12 protein-coding genes and 1 pseudogene are annotated in these 25,744 nt (G+C 41.7%); 7 read left to right on the forward strand and 6 right to left on the reverse strand.

What is annotated here, in order from left to right; genetic code table 11:
- The first annotated feature begins 407 nt into the window (after positions 1 to 407).
- The 5 genes from H6G92_RS14340 to H6G92_RS14360 all read left to right on the forward strand — a co-directional run bounded on the left by H6G92_RS14340 (position 408) and on the right by H6G92_RS14360 (position 10,945).
- On the forward strand, positions 408 to 3,539 hold the full coding sequence (locus H6G92_RS14340) for an MFS transporter (protein ID WP_190894351.1): 3,132 nt from the start codon (positions 408 to 410) through the stop codon (positions 3,537 to 3,539).
- Between the two features lie 565 nt (positions 3,540 to 4,104).
- On the forward strand, positions 4,105 to 6,729 hold the full coding sequence (locus H6G92_RS14345; RefSeq protein ID WP_190894352.1) for a hybrid sensor histidine kinase/response regulator: 2,625 nt from the start codon (positions 4,105 to 4,107) through the stop codon (positions 6,727 to 6,729).
- 177 nt (positions 6,730 to 6,906) lie between these two features.
- A complete protein-coding gene (gene ilvD / locus H6G92_RS14350) occupies positions 6,907 to 8,592 on the forward strand; it encodes a dihydroxy-acid dehydratase (protein WP_190894353.1) in 1,686 nt (561 codons plus the stop codon).
- 418 nt (positions 8,593 to 9,010) lie between these two features.
- Positions 9,011 to 9,388, forward strand: coding sequence for a hypothetical protein (locus H6G92_RS14355; protein WP_190894354.1), 378 nt, complete (start codon positions 9,011 to 9,013; stop codon positions 9,386 to 9,388).
- Between the two features lie 30 nt (positions 9,389 to 9,418).
- On the forward strand, positions 9,419 to 10,945 hold the full coding sequence (locus H6G92_RS14360; RefSeq protein WP_190894355.1) for a caspase family protein: 1,527 nt from the start codon (positions 9,419 to 9,421) through the stop codon (positions 10,943 to 10,945).
- Between the two features lie 175 nt (positions 10,946 to 11,120).
- Here H6G92_RS14360 and H6G92_RS14365 read toward each other — a convergent pair whose 3' ends face one another.
- The 6 genes and pseudogenes from H6G92_RS14365 to H6G92_RS14390 all read right to left on the reverse strand — a co-directional run bounded on the left by H6G92_RS14365 (position 11,121) and on the right by H6G92_RS14390 (position 21,121).
- A complete protein-coding gene (locus H6G92_RS14365; RefSeq protein ID WP_190894356.1) occupies positions 11,121 to 11,885 on the reverse strand; it encodes a Uma2 family endonuclease in 765 nt (254 codons plus the stop codon).
- A 36-nt stretch (positions 11,886 to 11,921) separates the two neighbouring features.
- A pseudogene (locus H6G92_RS14370) lies at positions 11,922 to 12,080 on the reverse strand (Uma2 family endonuclease); the annotation flags it as partial.
- Between the two features lie 204 nt (positions 12,081 to 12,284).
- Positions 12,285 to 13,427 (reverse strand): sensor histidine kinase, encoded by a 1,143-nt coding sequence (locus H6G92_RS14375; RefSeq protein ID WP_190894357.1) that lies wholly within the window; start codon positions 13,425 to 13,427, stop codon positions 12,285 to 12,287.
- Positions 13,428 to 13,543: 116 nt separating this feature from the next.
- Positions 13,544 to 13,711, reverse strand: coding sequence for a hypothetical protein (locus tag H6G92_RS40835; protein ID WP_190894358.1), 168 nt, complete (start codon positions 13,709 to 13,711; stop codon positions 13,544 to 13,546).
- A 182-nt stretch (positions 13,712 to 13,893) separates the two neighbouring features.
- Complete coding sequence (locus H6G92_RS14385; protein WP_190894359.1) at positions 13,894 to 19,806, reverse strand: trifunctional serine/threonine-protein kinase/ATP-binding protein/sensor histidine kinase; 5,913 nt, start codon at positions 19,804 to 19,806, stop codon at positions 13,894 to 13,896.
- Positions 19,807 to 20,731: 925 nt separating this feature from the next.
- Complete coding sequence (locus tag H6G92_RS14390) at positions 20,732 to 21,121, reverse strand: DUF1499 domain-containing protein (RefSeq protein ID WP_190894360.1); 390 nt, start codon at positions 21,119 to 21,121, stop codon at positions 20,732 to 20,734.
- A gap of 164 nt (positions 21,122 to 21,285) precedes the next feature.
- Between H6G92_RS14390 and H6G92_RS14395 the strand changes: the two genes are divergently transcribed.
- On the forward strand, positions 21,286 to 22,434 hold the full coding sequence (locus H6G92_RS14395; RefSeq protein ID WP_190894361.1) for an alanine--glyoxylate aminotransferase family protein: 1,149 nt from the start codon (positions 21,286 to 21,288) through the stop codon (positions 22,432 to 22,434).
- A 1,720-nt stretch (positions 22,435 to 24,154) separates the two neighbouring features.
- A complete protein-coding gene (locus tag H6G92_RS14400; protein WP_190894362.1) occupies positions 24,155 to 25,516 on the forward strand; it encodes a calcium-binding protein in 1,362 nt (453 codons plus the stop codon).
- Positions 25,517 to 25,744: the final 228 nt, after the last annotated feature.

Genomic DNA, 25,744 nt, shown 5'->3' on the forward strand with positions numbered 1-25,744 from the left:
TTTAACTTGATGGAGAAAATGCTTTATAAAAATAAAATTTAATTTAACGAGCAGAATTAGGTTGGATATTGACCTAAAATGCTTATATATTCAGGCTTTATACCCCTTACTTCTCTTTATAAAGCTGGATTAAGCTCCACTTTATAAAACAGACTTTGGTTTTTTTAGGTAAAAAATAACACCAATTCCAATTTAGCTAATTTCATAAAATTGTGAAAAAGTTACCAAGACATATATTGTTTTATTTTAATTTTAACTAATAAAACAATATGTTTTTTTCTAAAATACGACTTTTGGCAAACAAACTTCTTACCTAAGAAAGTGCCAGATTATATAACTGAGAATTAAATTGATAAGTAAGCCATTTTATCAATGGTTATTTAAATGATAGCAAGTGAGAAAATTCTATGTTTCAAAATGTTTTAACTATTTGGGGATGGAACTGGCAACCTTTGGGATTAGCGCCAATAACTTTAGCCCAGGAAGTACTAACGCCAGAAGAAACATCAGTTCTTTTTTCTGGCCCTAAATTTTTGGTAGCATTGGTGGCTGGGGTCGTAATGGCATTTGCCTTTCAATTGTTATTCACAAACTTTTCAGTCGCTGTAGGAATTTCATCTTGGGAAATTGATTCAGATTCTGATGATGAATCAGAAAGCTTGGGTAGTAAAATTCGTGATGTTCAAACCAAGGTTGGTTCTTGGGCATTAATAACCGCTAGCATTGCATTATTTATTGCTTGTTTTCTAGCGGTAAAACTTAGCTTAATCGAAAGTGCATTTTTAGGAGCAATTATTGGTGTAGTCATCTGGTCTAGCTATTTCTCACTGGTAATTTGGTTAGGTTCATCGGCAGTAGGTTCTTTAATTGGTTCTATCGCTAATACTGTTACTTCAGGTTTTCAAGCTCTGATGGGTACAGCAACTGCTGGTATCGGTGCTAATACTGCAAAAAAACAGTTGGTTTCTACCGCTGAAGATATTACAGCCGCAGTCCGGCGGGAATTAACTTCAGGTTTTGATCCTGAAGGTATTAGAAATACGCTCCAAAGTTCCTTAGGCTCTTTGCAATTGCCAAAGCTGGACATCAAAGAAATTCGGAGTCAATTTGACCAGTTGCTTAAAGATACAGATTTGCAATCTGTTGCTAATAGCGACCTATTGCAAAACATTAATCGCCAAACATTTGTTGATTTAATCAGCAATCGTACAGATTTATCTAAAGAAGATATAAATCGCATTGCTGATCAATTTGAAGGCGCTTGGCAACAAGCTTTAAACCGCAAAAATCCCACAGAACAAGTAATTAATTTGCTCAAGTCTGCTACTCCCGAAGAACTGAATTCAGAGCAATTAGGGGAACGGCTTCAAGAACTGGTTACAGTCGGAGGTGGTAATGGCAAGCAAAGTAATGGTGTAATGAAGCAAGCTATGCGATATGGCTTGAGTGCTGCTGTACCAGCAGTTTTGGATCGGGTAAACCTTTCCAATATAGATGTGAACAAAATTACAACTCAGTTGCAAAAGCTGAAAGAAAAAGTTCAAGATGTCGATGTCGATCAAATCACAGAACAACTTCAAAAGCTTAGAGAACAAGCAACTGAGCAAGTATCTGCAAGATTGCCAATATCGCTTGAGAACACGATTAAAGCGGATGTAGAAGACTACATATTAAATTCCTTTCCTTGGCATTTTAACCGCATTACCCTAAGAGATGAATTTAAAGAAGTCATCTATGACGTTAATGCAGATCCAACAACTGTGAGACGGGAGTTGGAAGAACTGAATCAAGAATATTTCACTAACTTGCTAAACCAACGGGGTGATATCAGCGAAGCCAGGGTGAAAGAAATCGCCGAACAAATGGAAAGCGATCGCCAGGAAGTTTTAGAAACTGTAAAACAGGCCCAAGCGCGAGAAAAAGGGCAAGATTTCCGCAGCCGCATCGAAGATTATCTGCGTTCAACGGGGAAAGAAGAACTCAATCCTGAAGGTATTGAACGGGACTTTGCAACATTGTTGGAAGATCCAGAAGCTGGCTTTGAAGATTTAACTAGCCGCTTCGGGCAATTTGACCGTGATACTTATGTACAATTGCTCCAGCAACGTCAAGATATCAGCGAAGAAGAAGCTAATAATATTGTTAGTCAACTCGAACGCAACCGCGATAATTTCTTGAATCGTGCTAGAGAATTGCAAGAACAAGCAAAAGCGAGAGCCGATGAACTACGCCAAAGAGTTGAAGACTATCTGCGGAATACTAATAAAGACGAACTAAATCCCGAAGCTATCAAACGTGAGTTTAGAGTTTTATTAGACGATCCGCAAGCCGGAATTAGCCAATTGACTTCGCGCTTATCGCAATTTGATCGGGATACATTGGTACAATTGCTCACTCAGCGTCAAGATTTGAGCGAAGAACAGGTAAACCAAATTCTCGATCAGATTGAAGCAGTCCGAGATAGTATTTTGCAAGTACCGCAACAGGCGAGAGAACAGTACGAAAAAACGACGAAAGCGATCGCAGACTACCTCCGCAATACCAATTTGGAAGAACTTGATCCCGAAGGAATCAGAGCCGATTTGGAAAAATTACTCAATGATCCTAAAGCAGGAGCATTAGCATTGCGCGATCGCTTGTCTCACGTTGATCGAGAAACCTTGGTTAAACTTGTGAGTCAACGGGGAGATTTGAGCCAAGAGCAGGTTAATCAGATCATTGATCGGGTACAAGATACGATTGGTGATATTGTGAGAGCGCCACGCCGTTTAGCAAAACGTACCACTCAAGTAGCTCTAGATTTTGAAGGCAATCTTGAAGATTACTTGCGAAATACTAACAAAGAAGAACTCAACCCAGAAGCAATTAAACGCGATTTGCAATTGCTGCTATCTTCTCCCCGCGCTGGAATTGGGAGTTTAAGCGATCGCGCCTCCAAATTTGACCGATCGACAATTGTGGCGCTGTTATCTCAACGGGAGGATATCTCAGAAGAGGAAGCTAACCGAATTGTGGATCAAATTGAGTCTGTTCGGAGTTCGATTGTCGAACAATTCCAGCAGATCCAGCAGAGAGTGCAATCAGTACTTGATGGAGTTTTTGCTAGAGTTCGTAACTATCTCAACTCGTTGGATCGTTCGGAACTCAACTATGAAGGCATTAAGCAAGACTTTGCTAAAGTGTTCGACGATCCGCAAGCTGGATTTGAAGCGTTGCGCGATCGCCTCAGTCAATTTGATCGTGACACCTTAGTTGCTGTCATCAGTTCTCGTGAGGATATATCTGAGGCAGATGCTAACCGCATTATTGACCAAATAGAAGCGGCACGGGATGGCGTACTCCAACGAGCCGAACGCATCCAGAAAGAAACGCAAAAACGCCTGAAAGCAATCCAAGAGCAAACTAAAAAGCAAGCCCAAGAAACCAAAAAAACCGTTGCAAATGCTGCATGGTGGTTATTTGGCACAGCTTTAACTTCCCTTGCAGCCAGTGCGATCGCTGGTGCGATCGCTGTCACTGGAATAACTCTACCTGGGTAAAATACCTCCGTCATCAGGAATTTTGAAAAAATACAAAGTGGTATTCAGGCTTTAAATCTGAATGCCACTTTTCTTTTGTATCAGCAATAAAACTATCGTAGCAATCCCATAATTGAGGCAAAAAATCCTTGAAAATCTTGTTTTTATTCTTTTTCAAAAGTTTAGTTACTCTCTAACTTTTTCTGCCGGAAGACAGAAGATTTAGGGCAAACATATATTAAAGCTACTGGCTTCGCTAGAAGCCAGTGAAAACAGAGTAAAAAACTTTGGCAAAGCCAGACTTAACCCCTTTTCCCAATGACTTGCTTCAAATATGTACAATTTACTGAAGTTGTTACAAATCAAGATTTATGCTGCAATAAAGGAAACACATCTTAAATCGGCGCACCTCTTATAGTATTAAGGTATAGCCATAAAAGGAACAACCACAGTTAAATTTAAATTACCTCGTCTAAGGTAGTTTTAACTATATTTATTCATAAAAATACTATGGGCAATAGTCCGTAGGTGTAACCAGTAGTCACCAGATTTGAGAACCTCATTGATTAGATGGGGCATATAATAGATGAACAATGATGAGTGTAATCTTACAGAATGTAAGCAGGCAGAAGAGGCACTGCAACAGCAAATTCAATGGCAGCGATTGGTGATGGCAATTGCCCAGCGCATCCGCCAGAGTTTGAACTTGGACAAGGTTTTAAATACGACCGTAAATGAAGTACGTCAGTTCCTAAAAGTAGATCGAGTGTTCATGTATCAGTTTGAACCAGACTACAGCGGGGTAGTGGTGGTAGAGTCTGTTGATGATCATTGTATTTCTGCCTTGAATACCCAAGTCAAAGACACTTATTTTATGGAAACTCATGGTGAGGAGTACAGACAAGCGCGCATTCAAGCGATCGCAGATATTTATACAGCAGGTTTGACTGAATGCCACCGCGATTTACTTATTCAGTTCCAAGTCAGGGCAAACTTGGCAGTCCCGATCTTGCAAGGAAAAAAATTGTGGGGATTATTAGTTGCCAACCAGTGTGCAGCACCCCGACAGTGGCAGATGTGGGAAATCGATTTACTTAAACAATTGGCAATACAAATAGGCATTGCCATCCAGCAATCTCAACTGTATGAGCAGGTAAATACTGAACTCGCTGAACGCAAGCGGGTGGAATCTGGTTTAAGAGCACGTGTGCGCCAGCAGGCAGCCGTGGCTAAATTGGGTCAGTTAGCTCTAGCTAATATAGACCTTTACGCATTAATGGACGAAGCCGTTGTCCTGATTACTCAAAGCCTTGAGGTTGAGTACAGTAAAGTTTTGGAACTGCTTCCTGATCAGAACACCTTACTGTTGCGATCGGGAGTCGGTTGGCAGTCAGGGTTGGTGGGAAATTTCAAATTAGAATTAGGTGGAGGAAATGAGACTCAGGCCTCCTATACACTACTTTCCAGTGAGCCAGTAATTGTTTGTGACCTTGCCAAAGAAACGCGGTTTCAAGGGCCACCGTTATTGATTGACCACTCAGTAATCAGTGGCATTAGCGTCATCATTCAGGGTCAAAAACAACCTCTTGGTGTCTTAGGCGCACACACAACTAGACATCGGGAGTTTACCCAAAATGATATTCACTTTTTGCAAGCGATCGCTAACATATTAGCTATGACCATTGAGCGCAAATGGGCAGAACAGAAAATCTGCGAACAAGCAGCTTTACTAGATATCGCTTCTGATGCGATCGTTGTACGAAATTTTCAAAACCAAATCTTATTCTGGAATCAAGGTGCAGAACGTCTGTATGGTTGGGAAGCTCATGAGGCTTTGGGAAAGAACCTTGAGGATCTGCTGTTCAAAGAAAGCTCACAGCAATTGCAAGTGGCTTTAACAAATGTTACTGACTTTGGCTTATGGCAAGGTGAGTTATGTAAAGTGACAAAGTGCGGCAAAGAAATTATCGTGGAAAGCCGATGGACACTGATGCGTGATGAAGCAGAGCAACCAAAATCCATCCTCTCCGTTGATACCGACATCACAGAGAAAAAACAACTCCTTGCTCAATTTCTCCGTGCCCAGCGCCTAGAGAGTCTTGGTACGTTGGCAAGTGGTATTGCCCACGACCTCAACAATATCCTAACGCCCATTTTGTCTTCAGTAGAAATGTTAGCGCTCAAACTTCCCAATCTGGATGTACGCAATTATCAACTACTGAAACTTCTCGAAGATAACTCTAAACGTGCGGCGGATTTGGTCAAGCAAATTCTGACTTTTTCTCGTAGGTCTGAAGGCAACGGTATTTCTTTACAAATAGAACACTTACTTCTAGAAATCGATCAAATAGTCAAAAGCACATTTCCCAAATCGATCACAATTATCAATAATCTACCTAGACATCAACTCTGGACTATCTTGGCAGATCCGACTCAAATTCATCAGGTGTTAATGAATTTGTGCGTCAACGCTCGTGATGCCATGCCCAAGGGCGGCACACTATATATGTCTGCGGAGAATTTATTCGTTGATGAAAATTTTGCCAAAAGGAATCTAAATGCTCAAGTGGGCCCCTATATACTGATAACTATTTCAGATACAGGATTTGGGATTCCTCCACTAATTTTGGAGCGAATTTTTGAACCCTTTTTTACAACCAAAGAACCAGGCAAAGGCACTGGCTTAGGTTTATCAACTGTGATTGGGATTGTCAAAAACCACAATGGTTTTGTGAAAGTGTCTAGCGAGGTAGGCAAAGGTTCTCAATTTCAAGTTTATCTACCAGCTATAAACAAAAGTGCAAAGCAGCAAGCAGAGAACTTGGAACTACCCAACGGCAACGGAGAATTAATTCTAGTTGTAGATGATGAAGCCGCTATCCTAGAGATTAGCAAAACTTTGCTTGAAGACCACAACTATAAAACTCTGACAGCTATTAACGGCATCGAGGCAATCTCATTGTACGCCCAGCATAAAAATCAAATTAGTATGGTGTTGATGGATATGATGATGCCATCAATGGATGGGTTAACTGCCATTAACATAATGCAACAAATGAACCCACAAGTCAAAATTATGGGCATCAGTGGCACAGTGACGGACAGTCAGACGGTCGAGGCTGCTAATGCTGGTGTCAATATATTTTTGAAGAAGCCTTACACTTTCTATGAATTATTACATGCTATTAACGACTTCTTGAGTGAAGCATAATCTCACGCTATAGTCCCACTCCGCCTGAGAGAGGGGTGTTTTTCTGATGGCAATTAGCCGAACGCTGAACTATAGAAAATTACTAATGCTTACTGATGCTTTGATCGCGCCGCGTATGCATGAGAAAATCAGGTAATACAATCGCAACTGTTGCGATGATGCCAGGGAAGGAAAAAAATGTCGGAGAATTTGAGAAGCCAAATTGTCACGCAAGGGGTGCAGCGATCGCCTAATCGGGCTATGCTACGTGCAGTTGGTTTTAAAGATGAGGATTTCAATAAAGCCATTGTGGGTATTGCCAATGGTTACAGTACGATCACTCCCTGTAATATGGGGATAAATCAACTGGCGCAAAGGGCAGAAGTTGGAATTAAAGCTGCCGGGGCGATGCCGCAAATGTTCGGCACGATTACCATTAGCGATGGGATTTCGATGGGAACTGAAGGGATGAAATATTCCCTAGTGTCGCGGGAAGTGATTGCCGATTCTATTGAAACCGCCTGTACTGGACAAAGTATGGATGGTGTACTAGCAATTGGCGGTTGTGATAAAAATATGCCAGGGGCAATGCTGGCAATCGCCCGGATGAATATCCCTGCTATTTTTGTTTACGGTGGCACAATTAAACCCGGTCACTACAACGGACGCGATTTAACTGTTGTCAGTTCTTTTGAAGCTGTTGGTCAATACAGTGCTGGAAAAATTGACGAAAAGGAACTATTAGAAGTTGAAGGCCGGGCTTGTCCTGGTGCTGGTTCTTGCGGGGGAATGTTCACAGCTAACACCATGTCTTCAGCATTTGAAGCACTGGGAATGAGTTTACCCTATTCCTCGACAATGGCGGCCGAAGATGCCGAAAAAGCTGACAGCGCGGAAAAATCAGCGTTTGTATTAGTCGAAGCCATTCGCAACCAAATCTTACCCCGCCAAATTATCACCCGCAAATCTATAGAGAATGCCATCTCTGTAATTATGGCGGTAGGTGGTTCGACCAATGCAGTGCTGCATTTTTTAGCGATCGCCCGCGCCGCTGATGTAGAGTTGACTATAGACGACTTTGAAACTATCCGCGCCCGCGTTCCCGTTTTGTGTGATTTAAAACCTAGTGGTAAATATGTCGCTACAGATTTGCACAAAGCTGGTGGCATTCCCCAAGTAATGAAGATGCTACTTGTGCATGATTTATTACACGGTGATAGCCTTACCATTAGCGGTCAAACAATTGCAGAGATATTAGCAGATATCCCAGAAGAACCATCCGCCAATCAAGATGTGATTCGGACTTGGAATAACCCGATGTATGCTCAAGGGCATTTGGCCATCCTCAAAGGTAATTTGGCAACGGAAGGGGCTGTTGCCAAAATTACCGGGGTGAAAAAACCAGTAATTACCGGCCCCGCACGGGTGTTTGAATCGGAAGAAGCCTCTTTAGATGCAATTTTGGCTGGTAAGATTCAAGCTGGTGATATTCTAGTCATCCGCTACGAAGGGCCTAAGGGCGGCCCTGGAATGCGCGAAATGTTGGCTCCCACCTCAGCAATTATCGGTGCTGGTTTGGGTGATGCAGTGGGATTAATTACTGACGGACGCTTTTCTGGCGGTACTTACGGCATGGTAGTTGGTCATGTTGCTCCAGAAGCGGCAGTTGGTGGTGCGATCGCGCTTGTAGAAGAAGGCGATAGTATTACTATTGATGCACCTGCTCGTTTGTTGCAGTTGAATATATCTGAAGAAGAATTGGCCCGTCGTCGTGCCAACTGGCAGCCCCCCGCTCCGCGTTACACTAAAGGCGTGTTGGCGAAATATGCCAAATTGGTATCTTCTAGCAGTATTGGTGCTGTAACAGATTTGGACTTGTTTTAGTTAACCTGATAACTGTGGCGCAAGTTTGCCTACCTTTAACAAGGGGCTTCAGCCCCTTGTCTGGTTATTTGAGATAGCCGCTGAATTTACGCTGTCCTGTAATAGTTTGATCTAGCGATCGCTTCTAAAGAATTTGCAAGGACAAACTCAGTAACTTACTTGGCGATCGCAAGCGTGGTAAAACAAACTGCTGTATCGAAACAACTTGTCAGATGAAATACTTTTGATTGCCTCTAAGTTTTGAAGCTATTGAAGAGGGATATTCTGTGTTTATACTAGATTTTTGCCTTAATTTCGTGAGTTTTTGGAAAAATCTTGAAAAAGTTTCAGGAAATTTACATAGAAGAAGTGATGTCAATCGATATACTACAGAAATACTATTGACCATCAACAGCTGAAAAACCTAAAAGGGCACAAAATGATTTCTGAATCTAACGTCAAGTTAACGATCGCTGTTTTTAATCCCAGCTTAGATGCAGAAGAGCAAGAACGGGAAACGCGGAATCTACTACGAGAGATCAGAGATTTAGATGTAGAAAGTGCTGAACTTGTGGCAGTTACACAAACTCCTCCAGGATCAAAGGCGTTTGGAGGTTTTCTGCTGGGAGTGTTGCAGGCAGAGGTGAGCCTTGCCAATTTTAAGAAATTGTTGGGATTTTTGGGCGATCGCTTGGGCAACAAAACTATTGAATTGGAAGTCGAGGCTAACGGCAAAAAGCTCAAGGTGAAAGCCAGCAGTCGGGAAGAGTTAATCGCCGCCATTGAACAAGCCCAAAAGTTTGTCGCAGGTAACTAAAAAATTCCATTAGCAAGGAAGAATATCGAGATGGCGAAAGTAGCATTGCTAATCGGAGTCAGTGAGTATGAGCCTAGTCTTACTCCACTGCCAGCAGCAGCAAAAGATGTGGAGGCAATTCAGCGAGTTTTGCTGCATCCAGAGATTGGCGGTTTTGATGATGTAACACTGCTGATAAATCCTCCACAACATCAGATGGCAGTAGCAATCGAAACTTTGTTTGATGGTCGTCAAAGAGATGACCTCGTGCTGCTATTTTTCTCTGGACATAGCATTAAAGATGAGAGCGGTAAACTTTACTTTGCAGCTCGTAACACTCGCAAAACCGATAAGGGAGTAACAGTTAAGGCAACAACAGTACCAGCTAACTTTGTGCATGAGGTCATGAGCAATAGCCGCTCCAAACGCGAGGTAGTGATTCTTGATTGTTGCTTTAGTGGCGCATTTGCTGAAGGTATGGCGGCTAAAGACGATGGTTTTGTTGATATCAGAAACCAATTGGGTGGAGAAGGGCGAGCTGTTCTGACATCTAGTACCTCAATCCAATATTCTTTTGAACAGCAAGGAGCAGATACTTCAACTTACACCCGCTACATAGTTGAAGGGCTGGAGACTGGTGCAGCAGATAAAAATGAAGATGGTTGGATTTCCGTTGATGAATTGCATGAATATGCTACTAAGGCAGTACAAGAAGCTACTTCTGCAATGAAACCGGAGATATATGTCGCCAAAGAAGGATTCAAAATTAGGCTAGCTAAAGCACCCATTGGCGATCAAAAGTTGAAGTATCGTAAAGAAGTTGAACTTTTTGCCAGTCGTGGAGCAATCTCTGATATTGGGCGCAGTACCTTAGACCTGAAACAGCAGAGTTTGGGACTGTTACCTGAAGAAGCAACTGGCATTGAAGTTGAGGTTCTCAAACCTTACCAAGAGTATCAGAAAAGATTACAGAAATATGAGCAGGTGTTAGTTGCTGAAATTCAGAAGCAATATCCTTTCAGCTATGACACTTACAATGAATTAAAAGTTTTTCAAAAAGCTTTGGAGTTAAAAGATAAAGATATCGAGCCGATTTTAGCTCGTGTTGCTCCTCAACCTGGACAAGTATGGTCTAAGATTCTAAAGACGATTGAAAAGCAAAATTATTCGACAAGGGGACAGGTAAAACCGGATTTAGTAATGAACGCGAGCGAAGTTAAAAAATTACAACTGTCAACTGTGCCACTTTTTGCCACGATTTTAGCATTGACAGGTATGATTTATGGAATTTCTTCTTTATCTACAAAGCTCAATAGATATACACCTGAACCATCGCCTAGTTCATCTGGACAATCGATAAGCATTACACCTGAACCGTCCCCCAGTTTATCTGAACAATTGTCCACCAAAGCCACTACAGAGAAACAACGCCAAGATGCTCAGAGTGAAGTTCGCCGAAGACAACTAAATGCAGATATTCGTGCTCGCGAACAACGTCAACTTGCTGCTGAAGACGCTCAGAGTGAAGTTCGCCGAAGACAACTAGATGCGGATATTCGTGCTCGCGAACAACGCTAAAAAGTTCAATAAATACTTGGCACTGATAAATATAAATTTGTGCGGATTTAACCTTAGTTGTGAAGCTTTATTTAATAGCGATCGCACTTGTTTATTGTAACGTTTTAAAATAGCGATCGCACTCAGTTTTTTATTTATAACAACTCGATAAATTCATAAAAAAAGCCAAAATCTCTCACAACATATCTGGATTTTCCCCCAATTCTCTCAATCTAGCCGCTAAACGAGCCACCTGTGCAGCAGCCGCTTCTTCTCGTATAGCAGCAACTTCTGCTTGTGCAACTGCGGCTTGTGCTTGTGCAGCAGCAGCTTCGTCTGGTAACAAAACCAAATTGCCAGCTACATCGTAAAACCGCAACCATACCGCCGTTTCTCTGTCTATTGTTCCTTCATACGTTCCCAACCATAAACCTAACTTTTGACACCACAACCAACCACGCTCATTTGGTGTCAAAGATTGATATTGCTGATTATGATCTAAATGCCACCCTTGCAAAGAAGTCGGGTCAAAGGGGTCATAGACAAAATAATCTGAAGTATGAAAAGTTTGTTCGTAAAGGTCTTTCTTAACAGTCTTATCTATTTTGGCTGTAGATGGTGACATTAATTCTACAATCACATCAGGATAACGACCGTTTTCTTCCCATACTACCCAACCTTGACGAGAATTAGTGCCGTCCACATTCAGGACAGCAAAGAAATCGGGGCCACGGAAATCCTGGTTACGTACTTGGGCGCTGCTGTAATAAATAAACATATTGCCACCAGTAAAAAAATCATTCCGGTCAGCCCAAGCTTGCTGCAATGACCGAATCAACACATTCATGGCAATGCGGTGGCGATTTGATTCCAAGGGTTCTCCGTCATCAAAAATTAAATCTGTGGGCGGTGTGGGGTGTTCCCAGTCTAGAATGGCTTTTGGGTTGTTTTCGGTAGTCATGAGCGATCGCCTTTCTCAGAAAGCCTTAGGTTTCTATCATAAATTATTCTTCACCCAATCTCTAAAATTACGCATAGCTTGACTTCTCCCAATTGTTAAACACTGCTGAACATATTTATTGACTAATTCAACAATTGGGATATTGGGAAAATTAGGACTAGATTCAGATTTTATATATTTTCCTTCTTTGAGCAACATTTGTTGACCAGGTTTGACAACGATTTGTTGCAGTTTTAAAAGCATATCACTTCAGAGAATTGATGTATTAATGATTATATGTAGCAGATTCAATTTTTAAATCAACTTTCTTAAAGTATATCGCCTCTAATAATGAGTGTATAAATTAGCCAAAACAATCTTTGATATAATTCTTGGCTGTTTCAATCTTGTCAGTAATTTTTAATTTTTACTTGTTAAAGGAATACAGATGGTAAACTCTGTCCCACATCCTGGGGTAGAATCAACTTCAATAGTTCCTGCGTGTTTTTCTACAACAATTTGATAGGCGATCGCCATTCCTAATCCGATGCCTTTGCCCACAGATTTAGTAGTGAACATATAGTCAAATACACGTTGCTTAACATCTTCTGACATGCCAATACCATTATCGTAAAACTGAATAATCGCGTAATGGCTTGATTCATCAACTTGGGTTTGGATCTTAATTTGATTGGGGTTAGTTTTAAGATCCTCAAAACTCCGTTTTTGGCTGGCTTCTTCGAGTGCATCGATCGCATTTGCCAGAATATTCATAAACACCTGATTGAGTTGTCCTGCGTAGCATTCAACTAGTGGCAAATCACCGTATTTCTTAATGATCTGAATTTCTGCTTGATCAGCCGTGGCTGTTAGGCGATGATTCAGAATCATCAGAGTGTTATCTAATCCTTCATTAATGTCTACAAATTTCATATCTGCTTCATCAAGGCGCGAGAAATTACGTAGCGACAGCACAATCTGACGAATGCGCTTGGTTCCCACTTGCATTGATGCCATTAGCTTGGGTAAATCTTCTGCCAAAAATTCAATATCAAGGTCTTGGGCGCGATCGCTAATTTCGGCTGTCGGATTTGGGTAGGTTTGTTCATAAAGCTTTAGCAAATCGAGGATACCTGCGCTGTATTCACTGGCATGGTTGAGGTTGGCATGAATAAAATTGGCGGGATTATTGATTTCATGTGCCACCCCAGCAACCAATTGTCCCAGGCTAGACATTTTTTCGGTGTGGATGAGTTGAGCTTGGGTATTTTGCAATTCTTTCAAGGTTTTGCTGAGTTGCTGTGCCTGTCGGCTGGAAATCAAGGCGCGATCGCGAATCTGCTCATATAGTTGCACCTGTCGCCATGCACTGATCAATCCAACCACTAGCAATCCTCCCAAAACCGTAGCCAACAGGTTCAACGCCTGCAATGGCGATTCAATATTTTCTTGTGGCACAACTAAAGCTACCGACCAATTTGCTTCTCTGAGGGGAGTGTAAGCAACATAGCTCCACTTCCCATCCAGTTGAGCCAATTCAATATTTGTACGTTTAGCCACCATTTGTTGGGTAATTTCAGCTAACCTGGGATTGGGTGAGTTGAGGAAACTCTGGGCAACTTTTTCGGGTGTACCTATTAGTTCCGTGTCGGGATGGGCGATGGGAACTCCTTGAGAATTCAGCGCAAAATTTCTGTCTTACGAATGCCTAACCAGTTATCTATATCATCCTGACCTTGGCGTGTTTTTAAAAGTGCTTGCTGCTTGAGGCTATCCAGCAATAACCCCTTAACAATTTTGTAACTGGTGATAGCCGTGGCGCTAATACTAATGGATAGAATCACCACAATTCATAACAATAGTAGGTTTCGCGATCGCCATTTGAATAAGTAGTAAATTTTATCGGTTGGGGCATACAAACGGGGGTTGATTTCCAACCAGCGTTTCCGTAATTTCAGCATCATTATCGCCTTACTAAAAGTTAAAATTTCAAAGTAAAAATGCAAAAGTAAGATTTGTTTTTACTTAATTAATGTTGTTGAGTAGAAATTTGGATGACAAACTCTGTCCCTTGTCCAAGTTCGGAAGTGCAGAAGAGCGAACCACCATGTCCTTCAACCACAATTTGACGAGCGATCGCTAATCCTAACCCTGTGCCTTTTCCTACTGGCTTGGTAGTGAATAAATGGTCAAATACTCGTTGCTTTACCTCCGGTGACATCCCCACTCCGTTGTCGGCAATCTTAATTAAAATGTGCCCACCTGAGTCTGCAACACGGGTTTGAATAGTGATGCAATTCGGGTTAGCTAGAATGGCTTCCAAACTGCGCTCTGTATTGTATTCTTCAAGTGCATCAATCGCGTTTGCTAACAAATTCATAAATACCTGATTGAGTTGTCCAGCAAAGCATTCTACTAAGGGTAATTTGCTATAGTCTTTTACCACCACAATTTCTGGACGGTTTTCGTTGGCTTTTAAACGATGTCTCAAAATCAAAATAGTACTGTCAATGCCTTCGTGAATATTAAAGGGCACTTTGTAATCTTTGTCTGCTCTGGAGAAGGTTCGTAAACTAGTGCTAATACTGCGGATACGATTAACACCCAGTTTCATCGAGTCCAGCAACTTAGGTAAATCTTCCCGTAAATAGTCTAAATCGATGGCATCAATTTCATCTTGAATATCTGAGCCGGGATCTGGAAACTTTTGTTGATAAAGGTTAATTAATCCAAACAAATCTTTGATATAATCTTTGGCTGGTTCAATGTTGCCAGCAATGAAGCCGACAGGATTGTTGATTTCATGGGCAACACCTGCTACCAAATTACCAAGAGCAGACATTTTTTCACCCTGTACTAATTGCAATTGCATTGCTTGGAGTTCTTGTAATGCTTGTTCTAATTGTTGCTTTTGCTGTTGCAATAATTTTTGTGCTTGGTGGTATTCGGTAATGTCTTCAGAAGTGCCAAGGATACCAAAAACGTTTCCTTCTCTATCTCGTAGGGGAATTTTGTTTGTATTCGACCAGATTTGTTTTCCATCTGCTTTCTGCACAGTTTCGATAATGTTGAGTTCAGCTTGTCCAGACTCCATAATGCGGCGATCGCACTCTACAAAAGAATCTGATTCCTCACGAGTCCAGGAAAAGTCGTAATCTGTTTTACCAATAACACTTTCAGACACTCCATTCTCGTAAGTTTGAGCAAATTTCTGGTTACAGCCTAAATAAACACTATTGCGGTCTTTCCAGAAAACAGACTGGGGAATATTATCGATAATTAACCGCAAAAATTGTTCGGTCTGTCCAAGGTTTTTTAGAGTATCTTGTGCTTGCTGATAAAGTTGGGCGTTTTCCAGGGAGATTGCAGCTTGAGTAGATAACAGATTGAGAATTTCGACGCGATCGCTGGTAAACGCCCCAATAGTAAGATTGTTTTCTAAATACAAAATCCCCAACAGTTTGCCTTGATACAAAATCGGCGTACACAGCAAGCTTTTGGGTTGCTGACGAATGATGTAGGGGTCAGCTATCAGCGCCGGATGCACTGTTGTATCAAGGATAATTGTAGTTTGCAGGCTGCGTTTAACTGTATAAATTAGGCTATGGGGAACATCTGCGCTATCTTCCACAAAAACGGACTGTAGCATGGTTGATTGCTGCCCAATTTCAGCAGTCGCCTCAACTACCAATTTACCTTTTTTGAGCAGTAGTAACGCACACTTATCTGCTCCAGCATTTTCAATCACCACTTGTAACAGCTTCGTAAGTAATTTTCCCAGTTCGATTTCACTGGAGAGAGTCTGAGATGCTTTGAGAACTGTGGCTAAATCTAAAATTACTGATGTATTGCTGCTAGATGCTACTGATTTGTGAATGCTTGGGTGGAAGGTAGCAATGCTGTCAATATTTGCGATCGTGTGACTAATTGTGAGTGGCGATACTCTTTCAGAGTCACTTCGTGAACGCGTTTGTTGTAGGATGGGGGCTAGCAACTGTGGGTAACGCTGTTCTAGGTCATCGACTTTAGCTTTAGCATCCCAGCGTGTGTAGCAATAGTAAGCATTAATTAAATACTCTTGGGCAATACGTTCTTTGCCCCATTCTAAATAAAACTTGGCTGCAAGTTCATTGGCAAGAGCTTCTTCGTTGACGTATTCATTTTCTTTGGCTTTAGCAATGGCGCGATCGTATGACTCGATTGCATCCATATACTTGCCAGAAATTCTTGCTATTTCAGCAGATAACAATAGATATCGATACAGAAAGTTTTGTGGGCAATTATCTGCCCAGTTTTTTTGGATTTGTTGATGCTCTCGGATAATGTCCCAATACTGGTTTTTCTTCGCTAATGTCGCATTGGGATAAAGGGCTAATAAACTGAGCGGATAATAGAAATGATACTGAATAATTGGAAAGAAGCCAGAGTTAGAAGCTAGGGTTTTCTCAGCTTCTTCTGCCGCTATAACTGCATCTTCGTAGCGACCATAAAGATACGACAATTGGATTTTGAGAAAGCAATACCAATTAATCCCATGTTCAAAGTTATTCTTCTGTCTCCATACTTCTATATAGGCAATATCTTTGTCATTGTGATCATCTAATAAATGAGTTTTTTTAGATATATCTTGTAGGTTCAGTAGAAACTGCCGCTGTAAAGTAAACGCATACAGCATATTGGCATCATTTACTTGTTGGACATAGCCCAGATATTTCTCCGTTTCTGCGTAGACATCTGATAGGCGATCGCCCTTAATTAACATCGCCCAAATCAGAAACGAAACTGCCCAAACGCCAAACACCAAATTTCCAGTCTCTTGGCATATTTGGAATGATTGCTGTGAAAGTGATAAATTCGTTTTTAAATGCTCATTATAGGGATTAATGGTGTGTGCAAAGATATTATTGGTCTTAAATATAAATTGAGTGCTATTAAAGTGACGATCAAGTTTTAGTGCCAACTTACCGAACTCATAGGCAGTTTTATAACTTCCTTGATTTGCCAGATTCATCCCATATAAGCAGTAAGCAAAACCAGAGCTTTCTGCATTGCCATATCTCAATGATAAACTGATCATTAATAGAGGAGCCAAATAACTGAGATGTTGATCTCCTCCCATATAAGCTGCTGCCCAAAGGTCTGCTAAAAGTCCCATGCAGACTTTCTTCTCTGGATCTGTCATTTCAGGCAAATTGAATAAATCTGCTGTGTGAATTGCTACAAGTTTGGCTTTTAATTCTTGAAGTTCAGTTTCGATGATAGCTTGCTGTTCTTCAAAAGTAACAGGCAAATGCATCCCCATGATGCTCAAACCTTTCAGTCCAGATTCAATACTAGCTTCGATATTTTCACCCTGAGTCATTTTCAGGTACATCTGGATAGCATAAATACCAGCCTTTTCAAATTTATCTTGGGTATGATTTAATGCCAAGTTAAATAATGTCTCTGCTTGGCTAAAGTCACCAGTAAAATATTCTGATTCCGCAGATTCTCGATATAATTCAAACGTGAGTTGATAGTTAGTTCGCCAACTTTCTTCTATTAGTAATTCTCTGCCCAATGTGAAATATTTAACGGCTGCTCTATAAGCAGTAGAAGTTTTAGCTTTCTTGCCAGCAATTAGATTTAGTTGAGCTAGTTCATATTTCTGAGGTTGTTCATCAATTATGTCAATTCCCTCATTTAGCTGATTAACAATATCAAAAATACTGGCTTCAATTACTTCAGGTAACGTATTCTTTAACAGTAATCGCCCAATTTTTAAATGAGTAGCTTTTTTTTGAGATTCAGGAATTAGGGAATAAGCAGCTTGCTGAACACGATCGTGGAGAAATTTGTAATAACAGGAATCAGGCAAATTGTGTTGCTTAGATTCAGAATTCTGAATTCTAAATTCTGACTCATCTTGGTAGAATTTGTAGACCTCATTGATAGGGATAATCAACCCATATTGCAACGCTTTCCAAAAGTCTGCGGCTGTTTCCACCTGGGATTTTTCATGGACTATCGCTAATGTCGCTAAATCAAATTGGTTTCCCACACAAGCTGCTAATTTCAAGACTTCTTGAGTTTTTGTTGATAACTTTTGTAGTTGAATTGCCATGAACTCTACTACATCATCAGTAAGAGCGATAGCTCGCACCTGAGCAATATCACATTCCCAATAACCACCATCAAAATTAAATGTAATAAGTTGATCTTGATGTAGCACTTTGAGAAATTGGGTGCTAAAGAAAGGATTGCCTTTGGTTTTGTTCAATACCAATTCTGTTAACGGTGTAGCTAACGCCAGTGAGCAACTAAATGTATCTGCAACCAAATGATTGACGGATGTTTTATCAAGGGGAGCTAAGATAATCGTATTAACTCTAGCGCCCAATTTCTGAATCTGTTCCAAAGTCAGCATCAGCGGATGTACTGGGTTGACTTCGTTATCTCGATAGGCACCAATTAATAGTAAATAGCCGATTTTAGCTTCGCTCATTAACAAGTGCATTAACTTTAAAGAAGCAGAATCTGCCCATTGCAGATCATCAATAAAGATTACCAATGGATGTTCTGGTGCAGTAAAGATTTGAGTGAACTTTAAGAACAGCAGATTGAAGCGATTTTGGGCTGCACTCCCAGAGAGTTCCGGCGCAGGAGGCTGTTTCCCAATCATACTTTCTAGTTCTGGAATCACCTCAATCATTACTTGTCCGTTTTCACCCAAAGCAGAGAGAATTTTGCACTTCCAATACTCGAATTGGGCATCAGTTTCACTCAGTAGTTGCCTGATTAAGTCTCGGAAGGCTTGCACAAAGGCAGAGAAAGGTATGTTGCGTTGGAATTGGTCAAATTTACCTTTAATGAAATAACCCCGTTGTCGCACAATTGGCTTGTGGACTTCGTTAACCACAGCAGTCTTGCCAATCCCAGAAAAGCCTGCTACCAACATAATTTCAGTGCTTCCCTGACAGACTTCCTCAAAGGCATCCAGTAAGCTTTGAACTTCGGCTTGGCGGCCGTAAAGTTTTTCTGGAATAATAAAGCGATCGCAAATATCCCTTTGTGCAATTGGGAAACTCTCAATTCTACCCGTGTTCTTCAATTGCTCCAAGCATTGTTCTAAATCGAATTTCAGCCCTAATGCACTCTGATAGCGGTCTTCAGCATTTTTCGCCATCAGTTTCATCACAATGTCACAAAGAACTTGCGGAATTTCTTCTTCCGTCTTGCCTTCTAATTGATCTGGTTGCTTGGCAATATGACAGTGAACCAACTCCATCGGATCATTAGACTGGAAGGGTAGGTGTCCAGCCAGCAATTCATAGAAGGTAATACCAAGGGAGTAGTAATCACTGCGATAGTCAATTCCGCGATTCATCCGCCCGGTTTGTTCTGGGGAAAGGTAGGCGAGGGTACCTTCTAAAACATTAGGACTATGAATTTCCTGGGTTTCTCTAGGTAAAAGAGAGGCAATACTAAAGTCAATCAACTTGACTTGCTTGGTTTCCGGGTTAATCAGGATGTTGGCAGGCTTGATGTCTTTGTGGATAACCCGATGGCGATATAGCCCGTCAAGAATATTGCTCATAGCGATCGCAATGTCCAAAAACTCTGTCAGAGTATATTGGTTGCTCCCAATTCTTGTGTTTATCCAATCTCTGAGGGAAATACCGCCAAAATCCTCCATTATCAAAGCATAGCTGTTGTGGTAAGGTTCCAGATTATAGGGATGAACAATACCAGGCAGGTCAATATTTTTAGCGATAGTGTACTGATTACGGAACAGCAGCAGTTCGTTGAAGCTGGGATACTCCTGCTGGAGCAATTTGATTACCACCGGAAGTTGATCGGCCTCTCGAATTGCACGGTAAACTAACGTTCTAGAGCCTGCATAAAGTTGCTCGTTAATTCGATAGTTCAAAAGCTTGTCCATCGGCTCAACTACTGTATTCATACTTGATCAACTCTTGTTAAATCAGCTATTTATTAAAAGTAGTCTGCCCAAAAATCAGCTTTTTCTAACTCAGAGGACTTACGCATAAGAGATTCCCCAACCCCCTTTATCAAGCACAGGTCTGTTTCGTCACCAGTGTTTACGGGTAAGCGAATTAAGCGTCGTTTATATAAAACTTCCACTGGCAGGATAATTAACGCCGATAGCAACGGTGTATAAATATAGTTTGCAAAGTAATCCCTAAAGCATTTGAGGGATAGCAAGATTGCCGTTTATCCTAGTAGTTTTAGAAATTTGGTCTAATACCAATTTTAAAAAAGAATGCGACAAATAGACCATTTGTAGAGACGCGATTCATCGCGTCTTTACCCAAGGATGTGTTGCAATCATCAATTGAAATAGTATAAGTACAAATTTACGAGGCGGGAGGAGGAAGAACGCTATATAAAGCGGTTCTCGTTCGTGAGTACAGCGGTAGGGGCACGGCAGTGCCCATTGGTGTCAACTTAACGTAAAAGCCAGCCTAGAAGCAGCTTTTAGATATTGTCTCGTTCCCAGTCTTTGACTGGGAATGCCGTTTTAGAGACTCCGCCTCTCTTGCTGGCGGCAGAGCCGCAATTGAAGTGCATTTCCAGCCTCTTGCTGGAAACGAGATTTGAAAAGGCTTTTAGCTGTGCCTCCTGCCTTTTTGTAAAACTATCGTCTCACAGAGATTTTAGCTTAGGCATTCTTGCAGCGACTTTGCAGGAGTATCACATTGCGAAAAAATGGATAAAGTCGACCTAAAAAGTAAAGTTAATAAGCTGTTACGCATTTAATTTGTACATTTACCCGATGACTGATGACTGATGACTGTTAACCGTCAACAGTCAACAGTTAACGACTATCAAGAGTGTTTATATACTTTAGACGCGCATCAGCTTACTTACTTTAACTTGGCTCTAATTGTCTCTATCCGTTGACGATTAACACCCAAATCGCTCTGACCTAAACGTGAAGCTGAACGCACTTGGATAACATTGGCATTCCGGTCTAGATAGAATTCTACATCATCCACAAATCCCAGCAAGGCACTTTTAAATTCTGCATATAAATAGTCTTGGCTTTCGGTAATGATTTTGGTTCTCGGTAAGGACTGAATAACATTTTTGAGATTAGTAATCGCTTCTTCTGGAGTAGATGTAAATGTCAGTGGTGCAATTTTGTGGCTTGCATCTGTACTCTGACTAGAAACACAGTTAGGAGAATTAGGGCAGGGTGCTAATTTACCATTGCTAATACCTAAATTATTTGGTCGTTTGCCAGCAAAAACCATAATTATGTCTCCGGGTAAGTGAATAAGTATACTCTCACACATTTGTTCGAATCACTGTAATACTTTGCTGTAATCGCATCTTCTGGCAAATGACAGATTCACTAAAACATCGGTGATGCGTTCGCTCTATGATGCGGTAAGTATCGTCTAGGCGAAGACAGTTTATGACGCAAACAATTTCAATCAACGACTCTGGGCGCTTGCAACTCACACCTCTAGAAATCCCATCCCGTCTGCTGTTGGGGCCAGGCCCATCGAATGCCCATCCCACAGTTCTCGAAGCGATGAATACTTCACCTGTTGGGCATCTTGACCCAGCTTTTCTCGCACTCATGGATGAAATTCAGTCGTTGCTACGCTATGTATGGCAAACAGAAAACCCACTCACCATTGCAGTCAGCGGTACGGGAACAGCCGCAATGGAAGCAACCATCGCTAATGCTGTTGAACCTGGTGATGTGGTTTTGATTGGTGTGGCTGGTTACTTTGGTAATCGCCTCGTGGATATGGCTGGGCGTTATGGCGCAGATGTGCGAACCATTACCAAACCTTGGGGACAAGTCTTCAACCTCGATGAACTCCAAACTGCCCTAGAAACTCATCGTCCAGCTATTTTAGCTTTAGTTCATGCCGAAACCTCCACCGGTGCACGTCAACCGTTGGAAGGGGTCGCTGATTTATGTCGGGAATTTGGCACTTTGCTGCTGGTAGATACGGTGACGAGTTTGGGTGGCGTTCCCTTGTTTTTAGATGCTTGGGGAGTTGACCTAGCTTATAGTTGTAGCCAAAAAGGGTTGGGTTGCCCGCCTGGCGCTTCGCCCTTTACAATGAGTGCGCGTGCAGTTGAAAAATTGCAACAGCGCCCAACAAAGGTTGCAAACTGGTATTTGGATATGTTGTTACTGGGTAAGTATTGGGGCGCTGAACGCACCTATCACCATACAGCACCCATTAATTTATACTATGCATTGCGGGAAGCACTACGTTTACTTGCAGAAGAGGGGTTAGCAAACTCCTGGCAGCGCCATCAGAAAAACGTAGAATATCTCTGGGAAGGGTTGGAAAACTTAGGACTGAGTATGCACGTTGAGCAAGAGTATAGGCTACCAACGCTTACCACTGTCCGCATTCCAGCAGGGGTAGATGGTAAAGCGATCGCTCGACAGTTACTCAATGAACATAATATTGAAATTGGCGGTGGTCTTGGCGAACTAGCGGGTCTTGTCTGGCGCGTCGGATTGATGGGCTTTAATAGTCGTAAGGAAAGTGTTGATCAACTTTTAGCAGCACTACGGCAAGTTTTGCCCAAGTAGTTTTCGGGTGAAAGTGGTGCGTTAACAGTAGCTTAACGCACCTGATAAAAAGAGCGTAGGCGTAGCCCGGCGTAGGCATCTCACTAACCGATCACTAATTTTACCTGGGGTAGGCTAGGGTCACCTTTGCTATATCCAAATTGAAGTAAATGTGCCATTCCTCACGCTCATCATTAAAGCGTTACATGACACACAAGATTTTTTTAACAGAATAATGGTTGAATAATGGTTGGTGAAAACACTCGCTTGCTTGCCCGCAATCCCTTATCTCATCTAACTCTTTCTGGATTACGCGGACAGTGAGTAGTTATGTTTATTTATGCCTATCTATTTATTTCTTGATTGCTGTCTACTTAACTGTCTTAACTGTCTTAACTGTCCTTGCATTCTCACTATAAAGCTGAGAATATGTTGAAGGTTAAGCAAAATTCAATAATATCTATTAAGTAATACTTCAGCAATTTTCCAGGATTGGCATAAAGTAAACCTAAACATAGCCTACTTTTTTGCTATCAGGTAAATACTTTAATTAACAAAAACCTATATGGTTCTTTTAGAAGGGATTTTTCCTGTCTTGTCAGTCTGCGTGGAATTGTCGTTTTTACTTAATAGTTAGACACGCGTTGATTTTGGTCTATTTCGGCAAAATTTGTACAATATTTTTCTTTTTCAGAAGAAAAAATTCTGGGGAATTGGTATGAAATGTTACAAAATATTCTTCAAGCATCTCTGTTATCTATCTTTAGGTACAACTTTGTATACCTATGTTGACAGAGATAAATCCCTATGTGAATATATGTAATACAGGCATAAATTCGATTATGCTTATTAATCAGGCTTCATAAAGATCATCAGATGCAGTGACAAGTTTTTATCGAGTAAGAGGTTTTTGAAAGTTCGGAGTGGAAACTTTGGCACTTAGCAAAAACTTAGCAAACTTTTGTTTCTCGTATAAAAGCGTAAATTTACTATTCTTAGTGCAACTACTAATACAAAAGATCATTATCTTGACAGGTAATATTTTTGCCTGAACGTGATCTAATTAAAAGTTTATAGTTCCCATCATCAATCTCGGCTCTCGGCTCTCGGCTAATGTTTCAGTTGTGTATCGATTTCAAACCTAACTGCAAAAACATAATTATGCAAATTTGGATTGTTTAGAGAAATCAGGTAGATAAAGTAATTCTGCCGTCATGATTTATTTACTGTTGGGCCTGAATTCTCAGCTTGCACATGCACGACAGCGAGTTTGCATCACCAAATAAGGTTGACGCATATTTTGTTTTCGGCAGAAATCATGTTTAGCTTAAGGCAGAATCTTAGCCTTCGCTTCATTCTTCGTGCGAGTTATAAGTTTGTAAAAGATAACGCCAAGAAAGTGGGCCGCGAAAACGTGTGACTACACAATGTTTTGGCATTCTTAAATGATTGCTTCTAATTGTTTTGAGAGGCTACAATTGTCCATTTTTGTGCTGTTGCCTATACAAAGTTGCCAAATCAAAAAAAGTTGATTTGCAAATGTTTACTCATGGAGTGATTGGGAGTATGTCTAACGAACTACTGCAATATCTTCTCACCATGCTTTTATGACCCCCTCTTCTAATTTTGGGAGAGGGGGGAGTGGTGAGAATTGCAACAACTAATTAGCAAGACTTGTATCGTGCATCCAGCCCGTTCAAGTTAGCTAGAAAAATTGTGTTTTGAAAACAAGGATTAACTTATGGCAGTAAGAAACGGAACACCGGAAAACGATACCCTTACCGGCACTAATAATGCTGATACGATTCGCGGCTTTGGTAAAGAAGACCTCTTATCTGGCTTAGGCGGTAATGACACGATCTTCGGTGGAGATGATAAAGACACCGTGTTTGGTGGAGATGGTGCCGACAGAATATTGGGGGAGTTCGGTGAGGACGAGCTATATGGTGATGCTGGCAATGACTTCATCGATGGCGGATTCGATAAGGACACTGTGTTTGGTGGAGCTGGTGCTGACAGACTCTTTGGCGGAGAAGGCGAAGACTCAGTATTTGGTGATGGCGGCAATGACACCATCTACGGCGGTGCGGACGCTGAAGATGGACTTGATGGGAAAGATTTCCTTGATGGTGGCGCGGGTGCAGACTGGATTTATGGTGGCTTTGAAGATACTGCCCAGGGCGGTGCTGGCAATGACACCCTAATTGGTAGCTTCTATGATGACGCACTGTACGGCGACGACACAGAAGGTTCGGTTTCGGGTGGTGCTGACTACATTGATGGTGGTGCGGGCAATGATACCCTTTACGGCGAAGCTGACACCTTGGCTTCGGGCGGTAATGACACCCTCATCGGTGGCGATGGTGATGACACTCTCTATGGCTATGCCGGTGATGACTCCCTCCTGGGTGGAGACGGTATTGACTACCTCGATGGCGGTGACGGCAATGACGTTATCGATGGTGGTGCAGGTATTAGCACCCTCTTGGGTGGTGCTGGCTTAGAAACCATCACAGGAGGTATTGAAGGTGACTTCATCGATGGTGGCGAAGATGCTGACAACCTCAATGGTCTTGGTGGCAATGACACCATCTACGGTGACTTTAGTGTAGATGAATCTCTTGCTGGCAATGATGTGATTAATGGCGGCGCGGGCGATGACTTCATCGATGGTGGCGCTGGCGTTGACCGCATTATCGGTGGTGGTGGCAATGATGTTCTCTACGGTGGCGAAGACTCAGAAACCCAAACCGGACGCGATACGCTAACCGGTGGTGCTGGTACTGATTTCTTCCAATTGAATTATGCAGAATATCAATTCGAGCCACCCCAATCCGGTGAGCCAATCATCCCTGTTCCTGCTGGCGACTGGATCACCGACTTCCAAAATGGTACTGACTACTTACTGCTTGAGGCTCTGGAATTTGAGGATCTAGGTTTCCAGCGCATCAATCTCACTGTTGGTGGTGTTGCTACAGCTAGTACTCGGATCTACGTTCTGACTGAAGGCGTTACTATTGCTCAATCCGAAACCCTAGCAGTTTTGCAAGGGGTACTTCCCGGAGCGTTCGACGCATCAGATTTCGTTGTAGAGCCTATCTAAGAAATGGGTAACTAGGCGGTGTACTTGGGTACGAACCAAGTAGCACACACCTGATAGTTACCCCAACCATGAAGAGTAGCGGCGTTGTCAGAATTCGCTTTCGCTACTCTTCGTACCAAAGCTAAATAAGCGGGCGTAATTAAAGATCACTGGATTTGGATTGGTCTTAATGGGTATTAGGTAATGGGTAATTCAAGCTACTCTATACCTTTTACCCCATACTTCTCC

This window comes from Nostoc foliaceum FACHB-393 (genome assembly GCF_014698505.1).
GTDB classification, from domain to species: domain Bacteria; phylum Cyanobacteriota; class Cyanobacteriia; order Cyanobacteriales; family Nostocaceae; genus Nostoc; species Nostoc foliaceum_A.

Excerpts from the sequence above, each read along its gene's own strand:
- H6G92_RS14340 (WP_190894351.1), top strand. The coding sequence starts at position 408 with ATGTTTCAAAATGTTTTAACTATTTGGGGATGGAACTGGCAACCTTTG.
- H6G92_RS14345 (WP_190894352.1), top strand. The coding sequence starts at position 4,105 with ATGAACAATGATGAGTGTAATCTTACAGAATGTAAGCAGGCAGAAGAG.
- ilvD (WP_190894353.1), top strand. The coding sequence starts at position 6,907 with ATGTCGGAGAATTTGAGAAGCCAAATTGTCACGCAAGGGGTGCAGCGA.
- H6G92_RS14355 (WP_190894354.1), top strand. The coding sequence starts at position 9,011 with ATGATTTCTGAATCTAACGTCAAGTTAACGATCGCTGTTTTTAATCCC.
- H6G92_RS14360 (WP_190894355.1), top strand. The coding sequence starts at position 9,419 with ATGGCGAAAGTAGCATTGCTAATCGGAGTCAGTGAGTATGAGCCTAGT.
- H6G92_RS14365 (WP_190894356.1), bottom strand. The coding sequence starts at position 11,885 with ATGACTACCGAAAACAACCCAAAAGCCATTCTAGACTGGGAACACCCC.
- H6G92_RS14375 (WP_190894357.1), bottom strand. The coding sequence starts at position 13,427 with ATGGTGGCTAAACGTACAAATATTGAATTGGCTCAACTGGATGGGAAG.
- H6G92_RS14385 (WP_190894359.1), bottom strand. The coding sequence starts at position 19,806 with ATGAATACAGTAGTTGAGCCGATGGACAAGCTTTTGAACTATCGAATT.
- H6G92_RS14390 (WP_190894360.1), bottom strand. The coding sequence starts at position 21,121 with ATGGTTTTTGCTGGCAAACGACCAAATAATTTAGGTATTAGCAATGGT.
- H6G92_RS14395 (WP_190894361.1), top strand. The coding sequence starts at position 21,286 with ATGACGCAAACAATTTCAATCAACGACTCTGGGCGCTTGCAACTCACA.
- H6G92_RS14400 (WP_190894362.1), top strand. The coding sequence starts at position 24,155 with ATGGCAGTAAGAAACGGAACACCGGAAAACGATACCCTTACCGGCACT.